A 23,633-nucleotide genomic window follows, 5' to 3' on the forward strand; every position below is an offset into this window, starting at 1 on the left:
TCTGGTCGCCCGTGTGGTCGAACGCGGGGGGTTGCGGCACCCCGCGATCTTCTCGCCCTCTGGATGCCACGGGAATGGCATCCGGGTCGGCGGGGCGCGCGGAGGATGACCCCGAACGACCTGCCTTTACAGCCTAGTAGGCACTCCGGCGTACAGATGACACCGCCAAAGGTCGCCCCCATCGAATGGAGGGAACCTCCTGGTCAGGCCCGCAGACGCTCCGCCGCGGCGTCGATGCGCTCGTCGGTCGCGGTGAGCGAGAAGCGCACATGCTGCGGGAAGTGGGTTCCGTAGAAATGACCCGGACCCACCAGGATGCCGAGATCGGCCAGACGGTCGAGGCTCTCCCAGGCGTCGCGCCCCTCGGTGGCCCAGAGGTACAGGCCGCCCTCGCTGCGGTCGATCGTGAAGCCGGCGGCCTCGATCGCGGGCTTGAGCACCGCACGACGGCGGGCGTAGCGCTCGCGCTGCACAGCCACGTGCTCGTCATCGCCGAGCGCGACGGTCATCGCACGCTGCACGGGGGCGGGAGGCATGAGGCCGAGGTGCTTGCGTCCGGTCAGCAGACGCGAGACGAGCGCGGGGTCGCCGGCCAGGAAGGCTGCGCGGTACCCGGCGAGGTTCGACTGCTTGCTGAGCGAGTACACCGACAGCACGCCGGTGAGGTCGTCGGCGACGACGGCCGGATCCAGCACGCTCGGCACGGGCTGCTGGTCCCACGGGGCGTCCCACCCGAGCTCCGCGTAGCACTCGTCGGAGGCGAGGACCGCGCCGATCTCGCGGGCTCGCGCCACGGCATCCGCCAACTCGTCCGTCGAGAGCACGCGTCCATCGGGGTTGCCCGGGGAATTGATCCAGATCAGCCGAGCGTTCGCGGGCCACGAAGAAGGGTCGTCGGATGCCACCGGCTCGGCGCCGACGAGACGCGCACCGACCTCGTAGGTGGGGTACGCGGCCCGCGGGTGCACGACGGCGTCACCCGGTCCGAGGCCGAGCAGCAGCGGAAGCAGAGCCACCAGCTCTTTCGAGCCGACGGTCGGCAGCACGTTCGCCGCGCTCAGGCCGGGAACCCCGCGACGGCGGTGGTACCACTCGGCGATGGCCTCGCGGAGCGCCGGGGTGCCGGCGGTCTGCGGGTAAGCGTGTGCATCGGTCGCGTCGGCCAGAGCCTCGGCGATGACCTGCGGCGTGGGATCGACGGGCGACCCGATCGACAGGTCGACGATGCCGTCAGGGTGGCGTCGGGCGCGCTCCGCGTAGGGGGCGACCGCGTCCCACGGGTAGTCGGCGAGGTCGGCGACGCCCACGGGTCAGTGCGCCTGCGGGGGCTGCGCGGTGATGACCGGGTGGTCCTTGGCGATCACGCCGACCTTGGCGGCACCACCGGGCGAGCCGATGTCGTCGAAGAACTCGACGTTGGCATTGTAGTAGTCGGACCACTCTTCGGGAAGGTCGTCTTCGTAGTAGATGGCCTCGACGGGGCAGACCGGCTCGCACGCGCCGCAGTCGACGCACTCGTCGGGGTGGATGTAGAGCGATCGTTCACCCTCGTAGATGCAGTCGACAGGACACTCATCGATGCAGGCGCGGTCTTTGACATCGACACACGGGAGGGCGATCACGTAAGTCACCCGCTCAGTCTAATCGCGACCGGGCACCCGGCCTCGCCGCCGAGCCGCTGACCTATGATCCGCGGCCCAGGTCCCTGAGCTTGTCGAAGGGACCGGACCCCCACAGACGCCCGCCCACCCAGGTCCCTGAGCCTGTCGAAGGGACCGGACTCCACGCACGCACGCCCACCCAGGTCCCTGAGCCCGTCGAAGGGACCGGACCCCCGCGCGCGCCCGGGGGCTTCGACAGGCTCAGCCACCTCCCCGACCGAAGGGACGCACGCCCGCCCAGGTCCCTGAGCCCGTCGAAGGGACCGGAACCCCCGCGCACGCCCGGGGGCTTCGACAGGCTCAGCCACCTCCCCGGCCGGAACCCCACGCACACGCGCCCGGGGGCTTCGACAGGCTCAGCCACCTCCCCGACCGGAACCGCGCGCACGCCCGCCCGGTGGCTTCGACAAGCTCAGCCACCTCCCGGCCGTCAGGACTGGGCGGATGCCGCCGGCGCACGCAGGTGCGAGAGGTCGGGCCAGAACGCCACCAGCGCCATCAGCGCGGGGCCGACGATCGTCCACAGCAGCGGCACCCACTCGGTACCCGGGGTCGGTGCGGCCACGATCGCGGAGCCTCCGGGTCCCACCTGCGAGAACAGGAAGGTCGCCGCCGTGATGCCGAGGCCCCCGAACAGCGCGTTGACGCGGTCGCCCGTGAGCGTGCGCAGAGCGATCAGCAACGCGGCACTGCCGATCGTGGCGAGCACCAGGCCGACCGGCACGGGGCCGAGCATGAACGCCTGCCCGACGGTTCCGGCCGCGCCGTAGAAGGCGCCGACGAGGAGAGCGACCGCCCAGCCGACGATCCGAAGCACAGTGGAACCCATCGGATCAGTCTAGGAGCGCGGGCTATGCGCCACCCGAGGCTCAGGTCGCCCAGCCCCACAGGCGCAGCAGCGCCGCCGTCACCGCCGCACCGACGACGACCACGAGGAACGGGGCGCGCAGCCACAGCAGCAGCGCCGCGACGCCGACCGCGGGCAGCCGCGCGTCGACGACGATCGCTTGACCCGCGCCGAGGGTCTGCACCACGACGAGGGCCGAGAGGAGGGCCACGGTCAGCAGATCGGCGATGCGGGCGGGGCGGGGCTTGTCGAGCCAGTGCGCGGGCAGCAGATAGCCGGTGGCCTTGAGGGCGACGCAGATGACGGATGCCGCGAGCACGGCGGTCCAGAGGGTCATGGCATCCGCCCCTCTGACGACACCGCTGCGGGGCGCCGGTCGAACAGTCCGACCGCGATCGCGACGCCGGCTGCGGCGATGACCGGGATGCCGGGCATGAGCCACGGCGTGAGCAGCGCCGCCACGGCAGCGGCGCCCGCGGCGACGGCGAGGGGCTGACGTCCGCGCAGCCGAGGCCAGAGCAACGCGAGGAAGGCCGCGGCGGCTGCGGCGTCGAGGCCGTACGTGCGCGGATCGCCCAACACGTCCCCCAGTAGCGCGCCGAGGAGAGTCGAGAGGTTCCAGCCGACCCAGATCGCGATGCCGGTGACCCAGAACCCGGTCTGACGCGCACGCGGCTCGGTCTGGGCGAGCGCGACCGCCGTCGACTCGTCGATCGTGAACTGCGTCGCGGCGGCCTTGCGCCACCCTCCCCCACCGACGATCGGCGCCATGCGCATCGCGTACGCGGCGTTTCGCACACCGAGCAGCACTGACGACGCGATAGCCGCGGGGGCGGCTGCGAGTCCTCCCGCCGCGATCACCCCGACGAACGCGAACTGCGAGCCGCCGGTGAACATGAGCAGGCTGAGCACGCACGTCTGCCACACGTCGAGTCCGGATGCCACCGACACGGCGCCGAACGAGACACCGTAGGCGCTCGTGGCGAGGGCTACGGCGAGACCTTGCCGGGCGGCCACCCCCTCGGGTGTTCGGTGGATCGAACGCATGGACATCATCGTGAACGATCGGGCGGTCGTTCGTCAAGTCGAACGAACGGTGAGCATAATGAACGCATGACCGAGCTCGGCGACCGCATCGCGACGACCCTCCGGCGCGAGCGCGAGAGGCGCGACCTCAGCGTCAGCGAGCTCGCGCGGCGCGCGGGCGTGGCGAAGGCGACCGTGTCGCAGCTGGAGAACGGCGGCGGTAATCCCAGTGTCGAGACGCTGTGGGCTCTCGCGTCGACCCTCGAGATCCCGTTCGCCGACTTCGTCGACGAGGGGGTGCACTCCCCCACCCTGATCCGCGCGGGCGAAGCCGGAACGGCCGTGGCGTCGTCGGCATCCGACTACATCGCCGTCCTGCTCTCGGCAAGCCCGCCGCACGCCCGCCGCGACATCTACCTGCTGTCGGCCGAGCCCGGCACGCCGCGACGGTCCGACCCGCACCCGCGCGGCACGATCGAGCACCTCGTCATGGTGTCGGGGCGCGGAATGGTCGGCCCGGTCGACGACCCCTTCGAGCTCTCGCCCGGCGATTACCTGTCGTATCCGGGCGATGCCCCGCACGTGTTCGAGGCGCTCACGCCCGGCATGAGCGCGGTGTGCGTGGTCGAGTCGCGCTGACGCCCCGGGCTGGCGCCCCGCCCCCTCGTTGAGTGTCCAGAACACGCCGCACCCTTTTTGGGTGGTCTCAGGTGGCTAGTGCAACACCGTTAATCAGTTCGGTCAGCATGGCATGTGGGCTGCGGAACTGAAGGGTTTGGCGGGGGCGGATGTTGAGCAGGCGTTGGGTTTCGGCGAGGTCGTCGTCGGTGACGGTGTTGAAGTCGGTGCCTTTTGGATAGAAATCACGGATCAGGCCGTTGGTGTTCTCGTTGGTGCCGCGCTGCCAGGGCGAATGCGGATCGCAGAAGAACACCGGGCATCCGGTTTTGACGGTGAATGCTTTGTGGGATGCCATTTCGGTGCCCTGATCCCAGGTGATGGTGCGAGCGAGCGTTGCGGGGAGGTGCTCGATCATGCGGGCGAGAACATCGGTGACGGTTGCGCTGTCGCGGGTTCCGGGAAGCCGCCCCAGCAGCGCGTAGCGCGTCTTGCGTTCGACCAGAGTGACGATGCCGGAATTGCCCGGCCCGACTACCAGGTCCCCTTCCCAATGACCGGGAACGGCGCGATCGGTGACTTCCGGGGGACGGTGGGATAACCGCGCTCCCTCCAACCAGGGCCGGCTCGATCGCGGGGGAAGCTTCGATTGCGGAAGACGTCCTTTCCGCCCGGATCGCAGCGCCTTTTCGACAGTGAGTTCGTGGCGCAATGCGCCTCGTCCCTGCAGATACAGCGCTTGGTAGATCGTTTCGTGGGACACCTGCATCTCCGCCCGATCCGGGAACGCCCGCTTCAACTCACCCGCAACCTGCTGCGGGGAGTACCTCTCGTTCAAGCGTGACACGACCTCCGCCCGCAACGCCGGGTCCGCCAACTTGCCAACCCGATACCGCAGACGAGAACGCAGCGCCCGGTAATGCGCAACACCCGCGTCGTAAAACAGCCGATCCCAATGCCTCACCCGATGCGCGCGGATCTCCCGCGACACCGTCGAGGCAGACACCCCCAGCTCCCGCGCGATCGCACGACCCCCCCCCACGGCGTCGGCGACGCCAACGCCGCCTGGATCAGCGAACGATCCGCCAACGTCAACCGCCGATACGACCTCCCGGGCGATCCCGACACCACCCGACCCAGATCCGCCGGCTCCACCCCGCCCACACGACCATCACGCACTCGCATGCCCGACAGCCTCGCCCACCGTCCGATCGTCACGCGATCAACACCCGACCACCGCGACACCGCTTCCAACGACTGGCCCCCGGCCACCGCCCGCAGAACCGCAGCCCGCTCCTCCCACGCCAATTTCCTCGGCATCCGCAACCCTCCCCACGCGAGGGTGTTGCGCTAGAAACTGGAGACCACCCGACGGCCAGCGGAGTGTTGTGGACACTCGAGAGGTCTCGAACCCGCCGCCGGCGAGCGAGGGCGCGCGTCGACAGCTGCCGGCGGCGAAGCTATCGTGCAGGCATGTCCCGCGTCTTCGACATGCCCTTCTCGTCGGTCTACCCGTTGTACGTCGCGAAGGTCGAGCGCAAAGGGCGCACCGTCGACGAGCTCGACGCCGTGATCCGTTGGCTCACCGGGCTCAGTGAGGCGGAGCTCGCCCGCCATGCCCGGGGGACGACCACGTTCCGCGAGTTCTTCGACGACGCGCGACTCACCCCGCAGGCGTCGGAGATCACCGGCGTGGTGTGTGGAGTGCGGGTCGAGCAGATCCACGACCCGCTGATGTACCGGATCCGCCTGCTCGACAAGGTCGTCGACGAACTGGCGAAGGGTAAGGCGCTCGCGAAGGTCATGCGCACGCCTGCCCCTGCCGCCGCCCAGGGGTGAGGTCGCGGCGCGCGACCGGCGAAGGTCCCTGAGCCTGTCGAAGGGACCGGGGGCTGCGACAGGATCGGCCACCTACGCGGGGAACCGGAGGCTTCGACAGGCTCAGCCACCTGCGCCGAGACCGGGGGCTTCGACGGGCTCAGCCACCTGCGCCGAGACCGGGGGGGCTTCGACAGGCTCAGCCACCTGCGCCGGGACCGGGGGCTTCGACAGGCTCAGCCACCTCCGCGGCGAAACCGGGGGCTTCGACAGGCTCAGCCACCTCCGCGGCGAAACCGAGGGCTTCGACAGGCTCAGCCACCTCCGCGGCGAAACCGGGGGCTTCGACAGGCTCAGCCACCTGGCCACGCATCCCGGAACGCGAACGGCCCCGCCGAGCACGAGGCTGGGCGGGGCCGTTCAGGACGGGGATGCTTACGCGTTGGCGTCCTGACGCTTCAGGCGCGAAGCGGAGCGACCGCGCGCGGTCGCGTCGAGCTCGACCTTGCGGATGCGCACCTTCTCGGGCGTGACCTCGACGCATTCGTCGTCGCGGGCGAACTCCAGCGACTCCTCGAGCGTGAGGATGCGCGGGGGCGTCATCGACTCGAAGGAGTCGGAGGTCGACGAACGCATGTTCGTGAGCTTCTTCTCCTTGGTGATGTTGACGTCCATGTCGTCGGCGCGCGAGTTCTCGCCGATGACCATGCCCTCGTAGACCTCTTCGGTGGGCTGCACGAAGAAGCTCATGCGCTCCTGCAGGGCGATCATGGCGAACGGGGTGACGACACCCATGCGGTCGGCGACGATCGAGCCGTTCTGACGGGTCGTGATCGAGCCGGCCCAGTCGTCGTAGCCGTGCGAGATCGCGTTCGCGATGCCGGTGCCGCGCGTGATCGTGAGGAACTCGCTGCGGAAACCGATCAGACCGCGCGAGGGCACGACGAACTCCATGCGCACCCAGCCGGTGCCGTGGTTCGTCATGTTGTCCATGCGGCCCTTGCGGGCGGCCATCAGCTGCGTGATCGCACCGAGGTGCTCTTCGGGCGCGTCGATGGTGAGGTGCTCGAAGGGCTCCTTGAGCTTGCCGTCTTCGCCGCGCTTGGTGACCACCTGAGGCTTGCCGACAGTGAGCTCGAAGCCCTCGCGACGCATGTTCTCGACCAGGATGGCCAGCGCCAGCTCGCCGCGGCCCTGGACCTCCCACGCGTCGGGGCGTCCGATGTCGACGACCTTGAGCGAGACGTTACCGATGAGCTCGCGGTCGAGGCGGTCCTTCACCATGCGGGCGGTGAGCTTGTGACCCTTGACCTTGCCCATGAGGGGCGAGGTGTTGGTGCCGATGGTCATCGAGATGGCCGGGTCGTCGACGGTGATCGCCTTGAGCGGGCGCACGTCGTCGGGGTCGGCAATGGTCTCGCCGATGGTGATGTCGGGGAAACCGGCGATGGCGACGATGTCACCGGGGCCGGCGTCTTCGGCGGGGTAGCGCTCGAGGGCGCGGGTCTTCAGCAGCTCGGTGATGCGGGCGTTGCTGGTGGTGCCGTCGGCGCGCACCCAGGCCACGGTCTGGCCCTTCTTCAGCGTGCCGTTGAACACGCGCAGCAACGCGAGGCGACCGAGGAACGGCGAGGAGTCGAGGTTGGTGACCCAGGCCTGCAGCGGAGCCTCGTCGTCAAAGGCGGGAGCCGGAACGTGCTCGAGGATCGCACCGAAGAGCGGCTCGAGGTCTTCGTTGTCGGGCAGCGAGCCGTTGTCGGGACGGTTGAGCGACGCGGCACCCGCGCGGCCCGAGGCGTACACGACGGGGACGTCGAGCAGCGCGTCGACGTCGAGGTCGGGCACGTCGTCGACGAGGTCGGACGCGAGGCCCAGCAGCAGGTCGTGCGCCTCTTCTTCGACCTCGGCGATGCGCGCGTCGGGGCGGTCGGTCTTGTTGACCAGCAGGATGACGGGGAGCTTGGCCTCGAGGGCCTTGCGCAGCACGAAGCGCGTCTGGGGCAGCGGCCCCTCGGACGCGTCGACGAGCAGCACGACGCCGTCGACCATCGACAGGCCGCGCTCGACCTCTCCACCGAAGTCGGCGTGGCCGGGGGTGTCGATCACGTTGATCGTGACCGGAACCTCGGTGTGCACACCGTTGTAGGTGATCGCCGTGTTCTTGGCGAGGATCGTGATGCCCTTTTCGCGCTCGAGGTCGTTCGAGTCCATCGCGCGCTCTTCGACGTGCGCGTGGTCGCCGAACGAGCCGGTCTGGCGGAGCATGGCGTCGACGAGAGTCGTCTTGCCGTGGTCGACGTGCGCGACGATCGCGACGTTACGGAGGTCAGGACGAAGGGCGTGCGCCATGGAGGGTCTCCAGGAAAATTCGGGGTGGTGCCCGGAATCGGGCGTCTCTAGTCTACCGGCCCGCGCCGACACTCCCGGCAGCGGACGTTCAGGAACGGTCCGGACGCACGAAAGGGGCGGGATCCCGCAGGACCCCGCCCCCTTTTCACGAGGTGCGTCAGCTGTTCTGGAAGCCCACGATCGTCCAGTCGACGGTCTCGAACTGGGTGGCGCCCCAGTTCACGAGACCCTGCTTGACGGCGTAGACGTTGGGCAGCGGCGCGATCGGGATGATCGGCACGTACGACCACAGCACCTTGTCGATCTCCTCGGCCGTCTTCAGGCGCGAGTCGGGGTCGAGGTCGGTGTTGGCCTTCTGCCACAGGTCCGCCAGCTGCGGGTCGGTGATGCCGGTGTAGTTCTGCGCCGAGTCGACGGGCGAGAACAGCGACTCGCTCGACGAGATCGGGTACGCGGTACCGCGCCACGAGAACGTCACCATCTCGAAGTCACCGGGGATGATGTAGTCGCTGAAGTAACCGCCCACGGGCACGGTGTTCAGGTCGACCGGGATGCCGAACTCGCTGAGGTCGGCCTGGATCTGCTCGGCACGCTGAATGTTCGTGGCGGTGTCGGCGGGGACGGTGACCGAGAACTTCAGAGGGGTGCCGTCCTTGACCCAGGAGTCGCCGTCCTTGGTGTAACCGGCGTCTTCGAGGTACTTGGCACCGGCGTCGGTGTCGTAGGGCAGCGCCTCGTCGGTGTAGCCGTCCTGACCGGGCATGAACACGTAGCTGCCCTGCGTGATGGCGGGGACGCCGACGGGCGAGTTCGCCGTGTTGGCGATCTGCTCGCGGTTGACGATGGATGCCACGGCCTTGCGGACGTTGACGTCGGCCAGCGGACCGTCGGAGGCGCGCATGGTGATGTGCGTCCAGGTCAGACCGTTGGAGGCCTGGATCTCGGCGCCCTGCACGTTCTGAGCGGTCTGGTAGAGGTCGGCGTTGGCGCTGATGTTCAGCGCGTCGATCTCACCGTTGCTGAACGAGGTGCCCTGCTGGTCCTGGCTCACCGCGCGGTAGACGATCGTCTCGAGCTTGGGCGCCTGGCCCCACCACTTGGGGTTGCGCTCGAGGGTGGCGATGCCGGCCGTCGAGTCGAACGAGCCCAGGAGGAAGGGACCCGAAGAGGGAAGGGCCGTGGTGAGGTAGCCCGTGTTGAAGGTGTTCGGGTCGCTCGCGGCCGAGGCGGGGAGGATCTGACCGAGCAGACCCTGCCAGTCGGCGTACACCGACGAGAACGTGATGATGACGTCGAACTCGTCCGTGCCCTGCTCGACCGATTCGATCTGGTCCCAGCCGGTGGTGGAGATGACGACGTATTCGGGGTTCGAGCCGTTGTTGGCCTTCCAGGTCGCCTGGTAGTCGGCGACGGTGATGGGCGTCCCGTCCTCCCACACGGCATCCGGGTTCAGCTTGATCTCGACCGTCTGGGGGCTCTCGTTGGTCAGCTCGACCGACGAGGCGTAGTCCTCGTTGACGACCGGCTTGCCCGACTCGTCGATCTTGATGGGGCCACCCTGCATCGCCGAGATGATGTCGTTGGTGTTGGCCTCATTGCCGTCGATCTGGAAGTTGTTCCAGTTGACGGGCATCGAGTCGACGGCCAGCGTGAGGGTTCCGCCGTCCTGCACGTCGGCGGCGTCGGCGCGGACCCACGCGGTCGAGGGCAGCGAGTTCTGGTCCTCGGGGTTGGCGGACGGAGCCGCCGTGTTGCCCGGCGCGCAGCCGGCGATCGCCAGGGCGGCGACGCTCAGCAGCGTGAGGGCGCCGAGCCCCTTCGCTTTGCGGATCTTCATGTGATCAGTCCTCTCGTTGGTGATCGGGGAGGGTCTCCGACGCCGTGGTGCCGTCGATCGAAGACGTTCGGGGGGACGCGACCGACGCCGTCTCGAGGACGAGGTCGGAGCGTTCGGCGTAGTGGCACGCCACCTCGGAGCGCGCCGAAGAGCGCAGACCGGGGTCGTCGGAGTCGCACCGGCGCCGGTCGGCGTCGGGCAGCAGGCGGTACAGCGGGCAGCGCGTGCGGAAGCGGCATCCGGAGATCTCCTGCGTCGGGCTCGGCAGGTCGCCGTCGAGCAGGATGCGGGTGCGCGCGCGCTCGATGCGCGGATCCGGGATGGGCGCGGCCGAGATGAGGGCCTTGGTGTACGGATGCCGGGGGTCGTCGAACACCGCGTCGACGGGACCCTGCTCGACGATGCGCCCGAGGTACATGACCGAGACGTCGTCGGCGATCTGACGGACCACGGCGAGGTCGTGCGCGACGAAGAGGAACGACAGGCCGAGGCGTTCCTTGAGGTCTTCGAGCAGATTGATGACACCGGCCTGGATCGAGACGTCGAGGGCCGAGACCGGCTCGTCGAGCACGACGACGGCGGGGTCGGTCGCGAGGGCGCGGGCGATGCCGATGCGCTGACGCTGACCGCCCGAGAACTCGTGCGGGTAGCGGTCCGACATGTTGGGGTCGAGGCCGACGAGCTCGAGCAGCTCGGTCATCTTGCGGTCGCGTTCGGCACGGGGCACGCCCTGCACCAGCAGCGGCTCGGTGATGACCTCGCCGACCGGCAGGCGCGGGTCGATCGCGCCCATCGGGTCTTGGAAGACGATCTGGATGCCCTTGCGCAGCGTCGCCTTGTCTTTGCGGCTCACGGTGGCCACGTCGGTGCCGTTGATGCGGATGCTGCCGCTCTGGGGCGCGACCATCTCCATGATCTCGAGGATCGTCGTCGTCTTCCCGCACCCCGACTCCCCCACCAGGCCCATGGTGCGACCGGGCTGGATCGAGAACGAGATGCCGTCGACGGCGCGCACCGTGCCGATGCGGCGCGGGAAGACCGAGCCCTTCATCAGCGGGAAGTGCTTCGTCAGATCGGTGACCTCGACGGCCGGGGTGACGTCGGGACGCAGCGGCGGGATCTCGCCCAGCGCCTCGGGGCGGGGGAAGATGTCGGGGCGGGCGAGGGCACCGGACGCGATCTCGTCGGCGCGAATGCAGGCCGAGACGTGATCGGGGTCGGTGCCGTGCATCGCGAGCTCGGGCTCGATGTCGTGGCACGCGTCGATCGCGATCGGGCAGCGCGCCGCGAAGGGGCACCCCTTGGGCAGGCTCGCGAGGGACGGCGGGCGTCCCTCCAACGGCACCAGACGCTGCGAGCCGGCGGTCTGCATGTTCGGCACCGAGCGCAGCAGACCCACCGTGTAGGGCATGTGCGGGTCGTGGAAGATCTCGTCGACCGAGCCGCGCTCGACGAGCTTGCCCGCGTACATCACCGCGACGCGGTCGGCGTGACCGGCCACGACGCCGAGGTCGTGCGTGATGAGCACGACGGCGGCGCCCGTGACCTCGCGGGCCTTCTGCAGCACCTCGAGGATCTGCGCCTGGATCGTCACGTCGAGCGCCGTGGTGGGCTCGTCGGCGATGATGACCCGCGGATCGTTGGCGATGGCCATGGCGATCATCGCGCGCTGACGCATACCGCCCGAGAACTCGTGCGGGTACGCGCGGGCCCGACGCTCGGCATCCGGGATGCCGACGAGCTTGAGCAGCTCGACCGAGCGGGCGTGCGCGGCCTGGGCCGACAGTGCCTTGTCGTGCAGGCGCAGGCCCTCGGAGATCTGGTCGCCCACCGTGTAGACCGGGGTGAGCGCCGACAGCGGGTCTTGGAAGACCATCGCGAGCTCGGCGCCGCGGATCTTCGACAGCTGGGCATCGTTCATCGCCAGCAGCGACCGACCGTCGTAGACGATGTCGCCCTCGACGCGGGCGTTCGAGGGCAGCAGCCCCATCACCGCGAGCGACGACACGCTCTTACCGGAACCGGACTCTCCGACGATGCCGAGGAACTCGCCCTCGTGCACGTCATAGGAGATGCCGCGGACGGCGCGGACGGCGTTGCCCTCGCGCTGGGGGAAGGTCACGCTGAGGTCGCGGACCGACAGCAGCGGCTGGCGTCCGGTCGACGACAGCAGGGTGGCGGAACGGGGGTCAGTCACGGTTCGCTCCCGAAGTGGGGTCGATGGCGTCGCGCAGCGCGTCGCCGATGAGGCTGATGGCCAGGAGCAGCACGATCAGCACGCCGGCGGGGTACACGAACAGCCACGGGCGGGTCACGGCGGCCGAGGTGCCCGCCGACAGCAGGGTGCCGAGCGAGACGTCGGGCGCCTGCACGCCGAAGCCGAAGTAGCTGAGCGAGGTCTCGGCCATGATGGCCGCGACGATGCCGAGGGTCGCGTCGATGATCAGCAGCGACGCGATGTTGGGGATGATGTGGCGGCCGAGGATCTGCCGGGTCGGCATGCCCATGTAGCGCGCCGCCCGCACGAAGTCGCGGTTGCGCAGCGACCGGGTCTGGTTGCGCACCACCTGGGCGAGGATCATCCAGCTGAACACCGCCAGGAAGAAGGTCAGCGCCAGCCACGACAGGCCGCGCGTCAGCGGGCTCAGCAGCACGAGGATGAAGAACGAGGGCACCACCAGCAGCAGGTGGATGATCCAGCCGATGACGGCGTCGATCTTGCCGCCGAGGTAGCCGGCGACCGAGCCCACCGCCGCGGCGATCAGGGTCGCGCCGACACCCGCGAGGGCGCCGATGATGAGCGACTTCTGCAGGCCGACGAGCGTCTGGGCGTAGATGTCCTGCCCGATGCCGTTGGTGCCGAACCAGTGCAACTGCGTCGGGCCGAGGCCGACGTTGAGGAAGTCGCGCTGAGTGGCGTCCCACGGCGAGAGCAGGGGTCCGATGAAGGCCCAGAGCACGATGAACACGAGCACGCTCGCGCCGACCCAGAACCGGGGCATCTTGCGCAGGCGTGCGCGCACCAGTGCACCGCGCGAGAGCGGCTTGCGGGCGCGGGTGACCGGGCTGGTGGCGACGAGGGTGCCGTCGAGGGCGTCTTCCTGCATTGTCATGTCAGCTCCTCACTCTCGGGTCGAGGGCTGCGTAGAGCACTTCGGACAGGGTCGAAGAAAGCAGGACGAGCACGGCGACGAAAAGCGTGGAGCCCGCCACCGCATTGATGTCCTGCTGCGTCACGGCGTTGAGCTGGAATTGCCCCATTCCGCGCCACGAAAAGACGATCTCGAGCATCGCCGAACCGGCGATCAAGGTGCCGAAGCTGTAGGCGAAGAATGTCGACATCGGAATGAGGGCGATGCGCACGCCGTGGCGGAACAATGCCTGCGTGCGCGGCAGACCCTTCGCGCGGGCGGTGCGGATGTAGTCCGCCCCCAGCACGTCGAGCATCATGCTGCGCTGGTAGCGCGAGAACGACGCGGCGCTGATGAGCACGAGCGCGATCGTCGGCAGCAGCAGGTGCACGGCACGGTCGGCCAGCATCGGGCCGAAGCCCTCGACCCCCGCGGTGTACTCGCCGGTGAAGCGGATCACCTGGTTGCCCAGGGCGTTGTTGAAGGCGGTGGCCGCGATCATCAGCAGCACGCCGATCACGAAGGTCGGGGTCGCGAACACGAGGTACGACGCGTAGGTCGTGACCTGGTCGCTCGCGCGGTACTGGCGCACCGCGCCCCACACGCCGATGAGTACGCCGACGATGGCGCCGAGGATCGAGCCGATGAGCAGCAGGCGCAGGCTCGTGCCGGCGCGCGTGGCGATCTCGGTCATGACGTCCTGGCCGCCGATCGTGGTGCCGAGGGAGAAGTTGGTGAACAGGTTCACCAACCAGTTCCACAGGCGCACGATGATCGGCACGTCGGGGTTGGCACCGAGAGCGTCGAGGCTCGCGATGATCGACTCCTGGGGCGGCCGCGGGTTCATGCCGTAGAAGCGGTCCTGAGGCCGCAGCAGCGCACTTCCCAGCACGTACGCAAGGCACGTGGCGAGCAGGCTGAGAACGGCGTAGTTCAGGAACCGGCGCAGAACGTAGAACGTCATGACGCGCGAATGCCCGTCCGGAACGTCTCGGGGGTCTGCATCATGGGGGGTCCTCTCGCCTTCGAGATCCCCGCCGATTGTTTCGCCTGGCTAAGGATCTTCAGCGACCCTACGTCGGCTTTTCGCGGAATGTGCGCGGGGGGAACACACTTTTCACGAATGTAACAAAGCGCTTACATGGCGCTTTGTCACGAACGGTCAGCTCGAGCGCAGCACTGCGCTCAGCGGAGACCGCCGGAAATGAACAAAGCGATAATAACCCAGACGATCAGAACCAGGAGGGAAATCGCCGAGGGAATGTCCCAGAAACGACGGACGGAGCCGTTCTTCGGGGCCGTCGGTCGAGCCGACTCCCACGCGTCCTGGATGACCTGGAGGTCGCGGATGGCGGGCGGCTCGCGCCGCGCACGGTCGTCGTCGCCACGGCGCAGGGGCGGTCGACCGGGGCGGCCGGCGACGGGCCCGCCGAAGGCCTTGTAGACCCGCGGTTCGTCGGTCTTCACCTCTAGCTGCCAGCGCATGTCGATGTCGCTGACACGCGCCCAGGCGATGTCGCTGACGCGCAGCGGGTTGTGGATCCGGATGCCGTTCGCGTCGATCCGCACGTGCGGGGCGAACAGCAGGGCGTACACGCCCCAGAGCGCCAACAGCACCCACGGGGCGATGAGCAGCATCTCGCCGATCCCCGCCCGGATCGCGGCGTCGCCGAGGAGGACGACTGCCAGCGCGGCCCCGAGCACGAGCCCGACGACCGCGGACGGGGCACGGAACACCCGCGGGTGTTCCGTGCCCCGGAATCGCTCGTCGCGCGTCACGCGCCACCCAGCGACAGCGAAGCGCCGGGGATCGCGTCGAGCAGACGCTGCGTGTACTCCTGCGAGGGCTGCGCGAAGATCTCGTCGACCGTGCCCTGTTCGACGAGCTTGCCGCGCTCCATGACGCACACCAGGTCGGCGGCGACACGGACGACGGCGAGGTCGTGCGTGATGAACAGGTAGGTCAGACCGAGCTCGGACTGCAGCTCCGCCAGCAGCTGGAGGACCTGCGCCTGCACCAGCACGTCGAGGGCCGACACGGCCTCGTCGAGCACGAGGATGTCGGGCTTGAGCGCCAGTGCGCGCGCGATGGCGACACGCTGACGCTGTCCGCCGGACAGCTCGTTGGGGTAGCGCGAGGCGAGCTCCTGCGGCAGGGCGACCTGCTCGAGCAGCTCCTCCACGCGGGCGCGCCGCGAGGCGTTGTCGCCCACCTTGTGGATGTTCAACGGCTCGGCGATCAGGTTGCCGATGCTGCGCAGAGGGTCGAGCGAACCGTACGGGTCCTGGAACACCGGCTGCATGCGGCGGCGGAGGTTGAAGGTGTCCTTCGCGTTCAGCTTGCCGGTGTTGACCCCGTCGACCTCGATCGAGCCCGACGTGGGCTCCTCGAGCTTGAGCACCATCTTGGCGATCGTCGACTTGCCCGAGCCCGACTCCCCCACCAGCGCCAGCGTCTTGCCGCGCGGGATCTCGAACGAGACCCCGTCGACGGCGCGGAACTGCTCGCTGCGGAACCCGCCCTGGCGGATCTTGTATTCCTTGACCAGGTCGGTGACCTTGACGGTCGCCGGGGCGTCGATGTCGGATTCGCGCAGGATGCCGCGGTCTTCGACCTTCGCCTGGATGCGCTGCGAGGCGATGCTGGGCGCAGCGGCGACGAGGCGCTGGGTGTACGGGTGCTGCGGGTTCTCGAGAATCTCGCGGCTGGGACCCGACTCGACGATCTCGCCCTGGTTCATCACGACGATGGTGTCGGCGCGCTCGGCGGCGAGTCCCAGGTCGTGCGTGATGAGCAGCACCGAGGTGCCGCGCTCACGCGTCAACGAGGCCATGTGATCGAGGATCACGCGCTGCACGGTCACGTCGAGGGCCGAGGTCGGCTCGTCGGCGATCAGGAGCTTCGGGTCGGCCGCGAGGCCGATGCCGATGAGCGCGCGCTGGCGCATACCGCCCGAGAACTGGTGCGGGTACTGGTGCAGGCGACGCTCGGCGTCGGCGAGGCCGGCCTGCTTCAGCACCTCGATCGCGCGCTTCTCGACCTCCTTGCGACCGGTGGCGATGCCGTTCGCACGGATCGCCTCCTTCACCTGGAAGCCGATGCTCCACACCGGGTTGAGGTTCGACATCGGGTCCTGAGGAACGTAGCCGATGTCCTTGCCGCGCACCGACTCGAACTGCGTCGCGCTCAGGTCGGTCAGCTCGCGCCCGTCGAGCGTGATGCTGCCGCCGGTGACGTGACCGGTGCCGGGGAGCAAACCGATCACCGCGGAAGCGGTGGTCGACTTTCCCGAGCCCGACTCGCCGACGATGGCGACGGTCTGGCCGGGGAAGACGTCGAGGCTCACGCCGTGGAGCACCTGGCGGGATCCGCCCTCGCCCTCGAAGGCGACCTTGAGGTCGCGAATGGACAGCAGAGGCGTCATGGTGGCGTCGCTCATCGGCGGGCCCTCGCTCTCGGGTCGATGGCGTCTCGAATGAGCTCGCCCAGCAGGATGAACGCCAGCACCGTGACCGTCAGGGCGACCGAGGGCCAGATGAGCGCCGCGGGCGCGACGCGCAGCGACTGCTGCGCCTGGCTGATGTCGTTGCCCCACGACATGGTGCTGCCGCCGAGGCCGACACCGAGGAACGACAGGGTCGCCTCGGCGACGATCGCCGCGGCGAGGCTGATCGTGGTGACCACGAGCAGCGGCGCGATGGCGTTCGGGATGACGTGGGTGAGCAGCGTCTTGAACTTCGTCTGCCCCAGCGCCTGCGAGGCCGCGACGTAGTCGGCCTGTCGCACGCGCAGCACCTCGGCGCGCACCACGCGAGCCGTGGAGGCCCACGCGAACCCGCCGATGGCGAAGGCGAGGGTCAGCACGTTGCGGTACTGCGAGAACACGCTCATCACGACGATGGCCGCGAGGATGTAGGGGATCGAGAAGAAGATGTCGCCGACGCGCGAGATCACCGCGTCGAGCCATCCGCCGTAGAAGCCCGACAGCGCGCCCATGATGAGGCCGATGATCGTGCCGATCGCGGTGGCCAGCAGACCCACCGACAGCGAGGTGCGGGCACCCCAGACGATGCGCGAGAACGTGTCGCAGCCCTGGAACGTGAAGCCCAGGATGTGGCCCGCCTGCGGTCCGCCGTTGCTGTTGGACAGCTGGCAGTCGTTGTTCGGGGGGACCTGGGTGAACAGCGTCGGAGCGATCGCCATGAGGATCACGACGAACATGACGGCGAGGGCGATCCAGAAGGTGGGCCGACGACGGAGGTCGCGCCACGCGTCGAGCCACAGGTTGCTCTTGCGCGCCGCCACGCGGACGGCGTCGACCGAGATCGTTTCGGTCTTGATCGGCGCGACGTAGTGCGGCGCCGGGAACTGACTACTTGACATAGCGGATCCTCGGGTCGAGAAGGCCGTACAGGAGGTCGACGACCAGGTTGACCAGCACGTAGATGATGACGAAGACGGTCACGAACGACACGACCGTCGGGCCCTCTCCGCGGATGGTGGCCTGGTACAGCGTGTTACCGACACCGGGGATGTTGAAGATGCCCTCGGTGACGGTCGCGCCGACCAGCAGCACGCCGAAGTTGGTCGCGGAGTTGGTGATGACCGGGATGAGCGAGTTGCGCAGCACGTGCACGGGGATCACGCGGCGACGCGAGAGGCCCTTGCTGTAGGCGGTGCGCACCCAGTCCTGGTTGAGCGTGTCGATGACCGACCCGCGCATCAGGCGCATGCTTGTGGCGAAGAGGCTGAAGCCGAGCACGATGGCCGGCAGGATCAGATCGCCCCAGTTGTTCTGCGCACCGACTGTGGGGCGGAACCAGCCGAGTTGGACCGCGAGGAAGTACTGCGCGAGGAAGCAGGCCACGAAGATCGGCAGCGCCACGAACAGCAGCGCGATGATCAGCGCGACGTTGTCGAACAGCTTGCCCTTGCGGATGGCCGAGATCGTGCCGACCACGACGGCGAGCACGAACTCGATGGCCAGGGCCATGATCGCCAGACGCGCCGTCACGGGGAGCGTGCGCGCGAGGACCTCGTTGACGGACTGACCCGAGAACGTGGTTCCGAGATCACCCTGGAAGATGCCGCCGATGTAGAGGAAGTACTGGACGATGAAGGGCTGGTCCAGGTGGTATTGGGCCCGCAAGGCTTCGACGACCTGCGGGGCGGGGGTCTTGTCGCCGAAGAGCCCGAGGATCGGGTCTCCCGGCATGGCGAAGACCATGAAGTAGATCAGCAGGGTGGCCCCGAAGAACACGGGGAGCACCTGCAGCAGACGTCTGAGGATGTAGCCGAGCATCCGCTCTCTTTTCGAACGTGGGAAACGCCTCATCCGACGTTTTCGTGGGGGGACGGCCCCGAAAGGGCCCGTGCCGTTTTATCACACGTCGTGATGAGGCCTGGCTGGCAGACCGCGAGGCGGTGACGAATCCGTCACCGCCTCGCGGCCAGAGATCGGAAGGGTTACTTCGTGATCTCGTAGTACAGCGGCACCGAGTTCCAGCCGAACTTGACGTTGTTCACGCCTTCGGCGAAGCCACCGGTCACGTTGGAGTACCAGAGCGGGATGGCCGGGAGGTCCTGCAGGAGGATCTCCTGGGCCTTCTGGAAGTCCTGGTTCTGGGTGTCGACGTCGGTCTCGGCGATGCCGTCGCTCAGGAGCTGGTCGAACTGGGGGTTCGAGTAGTCACCGTCGTTGGACGAGGCGTCGGTCGCGTACAGCGGTCCGAGGAAGTTGTACAGACCGGGGTAGTCGGCCTGCCAACCGGTGCGGAACGCGGTCTGGATGCTGCGGTCGGTGATGGCCGAGCGGGCTTCCTTGAACGTCGGGTACGGCGCGCCGGACGCGTCGATGCCGAGGGTGTTCTTGATCGAGTTGGTCACCGCGTCGACCCAGGTCTGGTGTCCACCGTCGGCGTTGTACGCGATCTGGAAGGTGCCGGTCCACGGCGAGATGGCGTCGGCCTGAGCCCACAGGTCCTTCGCCTTGGCCTCGTCGTACTTGAGCACGTCGGAGCCGGCGAGCGAGTCGGACCAGCCGTTGATGACCGGCGAGGTGAAGTCGCTGGCGGGCGTACGGGTGCCCTGGAAGATCGTCTTGGTGATCTCGTCGCGGTTGATGGCCATCGACAGCGCCTGACGACGCAGCTTGCCCTCTTCACCGCTGAAGTGCGCGAGGCGCTCGGGGATCGTGAACGACTGGAACACAGCCGCCGGCTGGTTGACCGCGCGGTCGCCCAGGTCGGAGGTGAAGGTCGCCTGCGATGCCGGCGGGATCGCGTCGATCACGTCGACGTTGCCACCGAGGAGGTCGGCGTAGGCCGCGTCCTGCGACGCGTAGAAGACGACGGTCAGACCACCGTTGGCGACGGTGCGGCCGCCCTGGTAGTCCTCGTTCTTGACGAGGTCGATCTGCACGTTGTGCTGCCATGCGCTGTCGCTGGCGAGCTTGTACGGGCCGTTGCCGATCGGGTTCTCACCGAACGCGGCCATGTCGGCGAAGGCCGAGTCGGGCAGCGGGAAGAACGCCGAGTAGCCGAGGCGCAGCGCGAAGTCGGCGGCGGGCTTGGAGAGCTCGATCGTGAAGGTGTAGTCGTCGACCTTCTTCAGACCCGTGAGCTCGGAGTCAGCGTCGTAGCTGAAACCGACGATGTCCTCGAAGAAGTAGCTGTTGAGCTGGTTGTTCGACAGCTGCGCGCCGTAGTTCCAGGCCTTGATGAAGTTGTCGGCCTTGACCTCGGTGCCGTCCGTGAACTTCTGGCCCTTCTTCAGGGTGACCGTGAGGTTCTGGGGGTCGTTGGTGACGATGGACTCGGCCATGTCGTTCACCGGGGCGCCGTCTGCGTCGTAGTAGACCAGGCCCGCGAAGATCGAGTCGAGGATCTTTCCGCCACCGACCTCGTTCGTGTTGGTGGGGATCAGCGGGTTCTGCGGCTCGGAGCCGTTGGTCCGGATGATCGCCGACGCGTCGCCGCTGCCGGATGCAGAGCCGCTGTCCGAGTCTCCGCCTGCGCAGCCGGCGAGCATAAGCCCGACGGCTCCCAGCAGGGCGAGACCGGAAAGGGCAATCTTGTTGCGCTTCACAGTTCCTCCAGGGAAGGGATGATCGTCGCCCGGGTAGGTTTTCACGCAGCACAAGATGCATGGAAGATCCGTCGGGCAGGATGAGAACACACTAGGCACGTTTACCCAGGTGCCCCAAACTCCTCTGAAAAACGTTACAGAGGATTTACTCGGAAGGGTTCAGATGTGGCAATCTGACAAGTCGGGCGCCCTTCGGGGTCCAGCCGACTGGACCTATCCTCCGACCCTCTCCCCCGCCGACCGGTACGACCGTCGGCGTCTGGGCTGGGAGATCGCGATCGTGCTGCTCGTCAGCGTGGGTCAATCGGCCATCTACTCGGTCGTGTCGTTCGTGCGCGCAGCCACCCGCGCCCCGATCTCGCAGCAGCAGACGCAGCTGAACCCCTCGCGCAGCGCCGAGCCGCTGTGGGATGCGATCTACCAGTTCCTCGACATCTTCTTCTCGCTCGCCCTGGTCGCCCTCGCGGTCTACCTGCTGTGGGAGCCGGCGAACAACGCGCTGCGCCGGATCGGGCTCGACTTCCGCCGCTTCGGCGGCGACATCCTCCGCGGCGTCCTGCTCGTCGTGCTCATCGGAGCGCCGGGCATCGGCGTCTACGCGATCGGCCGCTCCATCGGGCAGAGCATCACGGTGATTCCCGCCCCGCTCGACTCGTCGTGGTGGGTCATCGCGCTCCTCGTACTGGCGGCGCTGCGCGCCGGCCTCACCGAGGAGGTCATCTTCCTCGGCTTCCTCTTCGATCGCCTGCGCCGCCTCGGCTGGTCGTGGACCGGCATCATCGTCTCCACCGCGCTGCTGCGCGGCAGCTACCACCTCTACCAGGGGTGGCCGTCGGCGCTCGGCAACGTCGTGATGGGCCTCGTGTTCGGCTGGTGCTACAAGCGCTGGGGCAGGGTGATGCCCTTGGTGATCGCGCACACGATCATCGACATCGTCGCCTTCGTGGGCTACCCGCTCGCCGCGGCCTGGTGGCCCGCGATCTTCGCGCCGCCCGCGCCGGCGTCGACGCCGACCCCGACCCCCTGAGGCGCCGCGCGCAACGAGAGCGCCGGGGTCTCGGCATCCGGAACATTCGTCCGCAGCGATGGCGAGGCGAAGTCAGGGCTCCCGGCATGCGGAACGTCGCTCAGCTCTGCGGCGGCGACCAGATCCAGAACGACGGGGGCACGCCGTTGGGCTCGGAGGTGTAGGTCACTCCTCCGACTCCGGCCGCGGCGACCACGGCGCCCGTGCGCTCGAGCAGGGGCACGCCCGCGTACGCGGTGAAGAGCGAGCGGTCGATCTCCTTGGCCTCCGACAGGACGTCGACCGGGTCGGTGTGCACGGTCAGCTCGTCGAAGAGCTCCTCGGTGTTCTCGCCATCGACCCCCTCCGCGATGCGGTCGCGCGCCGAGCGGTAGAGGCTCTCGTCTTCGCCCACCCAGGCCAGGGTGGCATCCGGAACGTCGTCGGCCGTCGCCGCGCGCACCGCGATGCCCGCCTTGGCCGCCATCGTCACGAGACGCGCGAACACCGTCGACGACACCTCGTCGGTGCTGTCGTAGGCGACGCGCAGCACGGCCGCGCGATCGTCGAGGGCCGAGCGCGCTCCGTCGACGTCGCTCCCGGTTCCGGGGGCTCCGTTGCCCGACACGAGGTCGTTGTAGAGCTGACCGGTCGCCGGCGACGAGAGGAACGACTGCAGCGGCTGCGCGTCGGGGCGCACGTCGCCCAGCACGTCCTTCACCAGCGCGGAGCGATCGAGCGAAAGGGTCGTGGCCTGACGGAGGGCGGATGCCGTGCCGTCGGCGAACCGCAGCTGCAGGGTCTGGGTGGTCGGTCCGGTGCTGACCTGTAGCCCGGCATCGGTGAGCGTCTTCAGCTCGGTGGCGTCGATGTCGCCGACGTTCGCGACGTCGACCACCCCCGCCTCGACGGCGGACAGCTGCGCCGAACGGTCGGCGAAGAAGCGCACCTTCAGGCTCTCGAGACCCGGGAAGTGACCGCCCTGGTAGCTGTCGCGCCGCGCGAGCTCGAGGGTGTCGTCGGTGATGGCGCTGACCTTCCACGGTCCCGACGACACGACGCCGGCGGGATCGGGCGTCGTACCGGGGGCCACGTCGAAGCCGGTGTTCCAGACCTTCGCGGCCGCCGCGAGCACCGGATTCGGCTCGCGCGGCGCCGCCGGGTCGCCCGCGGGTGTCGTCATGATCGCCGTCACGAGGTCTTTCACGCTCACGCCCGCGCGCTGCGCGACCACGTGGATCGGCCGGTCGAGCAGCCACTGCCGGTTCCAGTCGGCGAAGGGCTGGGCGTAGGTGAGGGTCAGGGTGTCGTTGGCGCGGTCGAGGCTCGGTCGCGTCGTCGCGGCGTTGGGGTCGGCCGGTGCCGCGGTGTCGAAGTAGCGGGTGCCCGACACCAGCTGGCCCGAGGCGTCGTAGGTGGCGTCGTCGAAGTAGTGCGACGACACGGCCCACCCGAACAGCAGGTCGTCGAGGCTGACCTCGGTGCCGTCCGACCAGACGCGGTCGCTGAAGAGTTCGTAGCTGACCTTCAACGGATCGCCCTGCACGCGGGTGATGCGGCCGAGGCCGTCGTTGGGAACGACCTGCAGGTTGCCGTCGAGAGAGCCGAGCTTCTCGTCGAGCAGGGCCGCGACGGCCCGGTTCGCGTCGGTGTCGCCGGTGGCGCTGGCGGCGTTGAAGCTCGTGAGCGAGCCGACCACACCGAGGGTCAGGGTGGTGGGTTCTTCTTCGCGCGGCGCGGGGCTGGTCTCGGGCGCGGAGCACCCGGCGAGCACGACGGCGGCGGCTGCGGCCATCGCGAGCAGGCCGCCGACTCCGCGGCGTCGTCGATTCGGTCGAGGAACGTCGTTCAGCCCGTGGTGCACAGGGGCACTTTACTAAAGGCCTCCTGGGGATCACCCTGGGCCCGCCGGGGCCCGCCGGGTGGGGTTCGGCCCTGTTCGCGGGGCGCGTCCGGGTCTCGTTTGCCGCGAGACTGCAACTCGCTGACGAACCCGCGTCACGCTGCAACGGAGTTGTCAGCGAGATGCAGTCTCGGCGGGTCTTCGCGCGCGCGTGCCGCTGTCGCGGTCGCCGGGCGTGACCGCGACAGAATGGCCGATTTCCTCGCGAGACTGCAACTCGCTGACAAACCCGCGTCACGCTGCAATCGAGTCGTCAGCGAGATGCAGTCTCGGCGGGTGTGGGGCGAGGGCGCGCGGGCCACACGCCCTCGGCGCGCGAGGCGACGCCCGGCAGCGGGCGTCTCAGACGT

19 protein-coding genes and 1 pseudogene are annotated in these 23,633 nt (G+C 68.6%); 3 read left to right on the forward strand and 17 right to left on the reverse strand.

Going from position 1 to position 23,633, the window contains the following annotated elements; translation table 11 throughout:
- Positions 1 to 203: 203 nt before the first annotated feature.
- The 5 genes from dapC to RWH43_RS09125 form a co-directional block, all read right to left on the reverse strand.
- Positions 204 to 1,307: a succinyldiaminopimelate transaminase gene (dapC, locus tag RWH43_RS09105; RefSeq protein WP_316001294.1), complete on the reverse strand. Its 1,104-nt coding sequence runs from the start codon at positions 1,305 to 1,307 to the stop codon at positions 204 to 206.
- 3 nt (positions 1,308 to 1,310) lie between these two features.
- Positions 1,311 to 1,631 carry a ferredoxin gene (gene fdxA / locus RWH43_RS09110; RefSeq protein ID WP_316001295.1) on the reverse strand — a complete coding sequence of 107 codons (321 nt, stop codon included), beginning with the start codon at positions 1,629 to 1,631 and terminating at the stop codon, positions 1,311 to 1,313.
- 460 nt (positions 1,632 to 2,091) lie between these two features.
- Complete coding sequence (locus RWH43_RS09115; RefSeq protein WP_144835164.1) at positions 2,092 to 2,490, reverse strand: histidinol dehydrogenase; 399 nt, start codon at positions 2,488 to 2,490, stop codon at positions 2,092 to 2,094.
- 40 nt (positions 2,491 to 2,530) lie between these two features.
- Complete coding sequence (locus RWH43_RS09120) at positions 2,531 to 2,845, reverse strand: AzlD domain-containing protein (RefSeq protein WP_144835166.1); 315 nt, start codon at positions 2,843 to 2,845, stop codon at positions 2,531 to 2,533.
- On the reverse strand, positions 2,842 to 3,555 hold the full coding sequence (locus RWH43_RS09125; protein ID WP_144835168.1) for an AzlC family ABC transporter permease: 714 nt from the start codon (positions 3,553 to 3,555) through the stop codon (positions 2,842 to 2,844). Before RWH43_RS09125 ends, RWH43_RS09120 begins: the two co-directional genes overlap by 4 nt.
- Positions 3,556 to 3,621: 66 nt before the next feature.
- Between RWH43_RS09125 and RWH43_RS09130 the strand changes: the two genes are divergently transcribed.
- Positions 3,622 to 4,173 (forward strand): helix-turn-helix domain-containing protein, encoded by a 552-nt coding sequence (locus RWH43_RS09130; protein ID WP_144835169.1) that lies wholly within the window; start codon positions 3,622 to 3,624, stop codon positions 4,171 to 4,173.
- Between the two features lie 67 nt (positions 4,174 to 4,240).
- Here RWH43_RS09130 and RWH43_RS09135 read toward each other — a convergent pair.
- A pseudogene (locus RWH43_RS09135) lies at positions 4,241 to 5,472 on the reverse strand (IS30 family transposase).
- 153 nt (positions 5,473 to 5,625) lie between these two features.
- On the opposite strand from RWH43_RS09135, the gene RWH43_RS09140 reads away from it, so the two are divergent.
- Positions 5,626 to 5,991, forward strand: a complete 366-nt coding sequence (locus tag RWH43_RS09140) for a DUF2200 domain-containing protein (RefSeq protein WP_316001297.1) — start codon at positions 5,626 to 5,628, stop codon at positions 5,989 to 5,991.
- A 414-nt stretch (positions 5,992 to 6,405) separates the two neighbouring features.
- Here the strand turns inward: RWH43_RS09140 and typA are convergent, their stop codons facing one another.
- The 10 genes from typA to RWH43_RS09190 all read right to left on the reverse strand — a co-directional run bounded on the left by typA (position 6,406) and on the right by RWH43_RS09190 (position 20,374).
- Positions 6,406 to 8,319 (reverse strand): translational GTPase TypA, encoded by a 1,914-nt coding sequence (gene typA, locus RWH43_RS09145; protein ID WP_316001298.1) that lies wholly within the window; start codon positions 8,317 to 8,319, stop codon positions 6,406 to 6,408.
- Between the two features lie 157 nt (positions 8,320 to 8,476).
- Positions 8,477 to 10,156 carry an ABC transporter family substrate-binding protein gene (locus RWH43_RS09150; protein ID WP_316001299.1) on the reverse strand — a complete coding sequence of 560 codons (1,680 nt, stop codon included), beginning with the start codon at positions 10,154 to 10,156 and terminating at the stop codon, positions 8,477 to 8,479.
- Between the two features lie 4 nt (positions 10,157 to 10,160).
- A complete protein-coding gene (locus tag RWH43_RS09155) occupies positions 10,161 to 12,353 on the reverse strand; it encodes a dipeptide ABC transporter ATP-binding protein (protein WP_316001300.1) in 2,193 nt (730 codons plus the stop codon).
- Positions 12,346 to 13,269, reverse strand: a complete 924-nt coding sequence (locus RWH43_RS09160; RefSeq protein ID WP_144835177.1) for an ABC transporter permease — start codon at positions 13,267 to 13,269, stop codon at positions 12,346 to 12,348. Before RWH43_RS09160 ends, RWH43_RS09155 begins: the two co-directional genes overlap by 8 nt.
- 1 nt (position 13,270) lies before the next feature.
- The gene (locus RWH43_RS09165) at positions 13,271 to 14,251 is read right to left on the reverse strand and encodes an ABC transporter permease (protein ID WP_144835179.1); all 981 of its coding nucleotides are present in this window, start codon (positions 14,249 to 14,251) and stop codon (positions 13,271 to 13,273) included.
- Between the two features lie 221 nt (positions 14,252 to 14,472).
- Positions 14,473 to 15,024, reverse strand: coding sequence for a hypothetical protein (locus RWH43_RS09170; RefSeq protein WP_260979793.1), 552 nt, complete (start codon positions 15,022 to 15,024; stop codon positions 14,473 to 14,475).
- A gap of 38 nt (positions 15,025 to 15,062) precedes the next feature.
- Entirely contained in the window at positions 15,063 to 16,727 is a 1,665-nt protein-coding gene (locus tag RWH43_RS09175; protein ID WP_144835183.1) for a dipeptide ABC transporter ATP-binding protein, read from the reverse strand.
- Positions 16,724 to 17,671, reverse strand: coding sequence for an ABC transporter permease (locus RWH43_RS09180; RefSeq protein WP_144835185.1), 948 nt, complete (start codon positions 17,669 to 17,671; stop codon positions 16,724 to 16,726). Before RWH43_RS09180 ends, RWH43_RS09175 begins: the two co-directional genes overlap by 4 nt.
- Positions 17,661 to 18,590 (reverse strand): ABC transporter permease, encoded by a 930-nt coding sequence (locus RWH43_RS09185; protein ID WP_144835187.1) that lies wholly within the window; start codon positions 18,588 to 18,590, stop codon positions 17,661 to 17,663. The genes RWH43_RS09180 and RWH43_RS09185 overlap by 11 nt, the downstream gene beginning before the upstream one ends.
- Before the next feature lie 164 nt (positions 18,591 to 18,754).
- Entirely contained in the window at positions 18,755 to 20,374 is a 1,620-nt protein-coding gene (locus tag RWH43_RS09190) for a peptide ABC transporter substrate-binding protein (protein WP_222123942.1), read from the reverse strand.
- Positions 20,375 to 20,537: 163 nt separating this feature from the next.
- On the opposite strand from RWH43_RS09190, the gene RWH43_RS09195 reads away from it, so the two are divergent.
- On the forward strand, positions 20,538 to 21,401 hold the full coding sequence (locus RWH43_RS09195) for a CPBP family intramembrane glutamic endopeptidase (RefSeq protein WP_316001301.1): 864 nt from the start codon (positions 20,538 to 20,540) through the stop codon (positions 21,399 to 21,401).
- A 100-nt stretch (positions 21,402 to 21,501) separates the two neighbouring features.
- Here RWH43_RS09195 and RWH43_RS09200 read toward each other — a convergent pair whose 3' ends face one another.
- Positions 21,502 to 23,244, reverse strand: coding sequence for an ABC transporter substrate-binding protein (locus RWH43_RS09200; protein WP_154096371.1), 1,743 nt, complete (start codon positions 23,242 to 23,244; stop codon positions 21,502 to 21,504).
- Positions 23,245 to 23,633: the final 389 nt, after the last annotated feature.

This window comes from Microbacterium algihabitans, assembly GCF_032464975.1.
GTDB classification, from domain to species: Bacteria; Actinomycetota; Actinomycetes; order Actinomycetales; family Microbacteriaceae; genus Microbacterium; species Microbacterium algihabitans.

Excerpts from the sequence above, each read along its gene's own strand:
- RWH43_RS09115 (WP_144835164.1), bottom strand. The coding sequence starts at position 2,490 with ATGGGTTCCACTGTGCTTCGGATCGTCGGCTGGGCGGTCGCTCTCCTC.
- RWH43_RS09120 (WP_144835166.1), bottom strand. The coding sequence starts at position 2,845 with ATGACCCTCTGGACCGCCGTGCTCGCGGCATCCGTCATCTGCGTCGCC.
- RWH43_RS09125 (WP_144835168.1), bottom strand. The coding sequence starts at position 3,555 with ATGCGTTCGATCCACCGAACACCCGAGGGGGTGGCCGCCCGGCAAGGT.
- RWH43_RS09130 (WP_144835169.1), top strand. The coding sequence starts at position 3,622 with ATGACCGAGCTCGGCGACCGCATCGCGACGACCCTCCGGCGCGAGCGC.
- RWH43_RS09140 (WP_316001297.1), top strand. The coding sequence starts at position 5,626 with ATGTCCCGCGTCTTCGACATGCCCTTCTCGTCGGTCTACCCGTTGTAC.
- typA (WP_316001298.1), bottom strand. The coding sequence starts at position 8,319 with ATGGCGCACGCCCTTCGTCCTGACCTCCGTAACGTCGCGATCGTCGCG.
- RWH43_RS09150 (WP_316001299.1), bottom strand. The coding sequence starts at position 10,156 with ATGAAGATCCGCAAAGCGAAGGGGCTCGGCGCCCTCACGCTGCTGAGC.
- RWH43_RS09160 (WP_144835177.1), bottom strand. The coding sequence starts at position 13,269 with ATGACAATGCAGGAAGACGCCCTCGACGGCACCCTCGTCGCCACCAGC.
- RWH43_RS09165 (WP_144835179.1), bottom strand. The coding sequence starts at position 14,251 with ATGACGTTCTACGTTCTGCGCCGGTTCCTGAACTACGCCGTTCTCAGC.
- RWH43_RS09175 (WP_144835183.1), bottom strand. The coding sequence starts at position 16,727 with ATGAGCGACGCCACCATGACGCCTCTGCTGTCCATTCGCGACCTCAAG.
- RWH43_RS09180 (WP_144835185.1), bottom strand. The coding sequence starts at position 17,671 with ATGTCAAGTAGTCAGTTCCCGGCGCCGCACTACGTCGCGCCGATCAAG.
- RWH43_RS09185 (WP_144835187.1), bottom strand. The coding sequence starts at position 18,590 with ATGCTCGGCTACATCCTCAGACGTCTGCTGCAGGTGCTCCCCGTGTTC.
- RWH43_RS09195 (WP_316001301.1), top strand. The coding sequence starts at position 20,538 with ATGTGGCAATCTGACAAGTCGGGCGCCCTTCGGGGTCCAGCCGACTGG.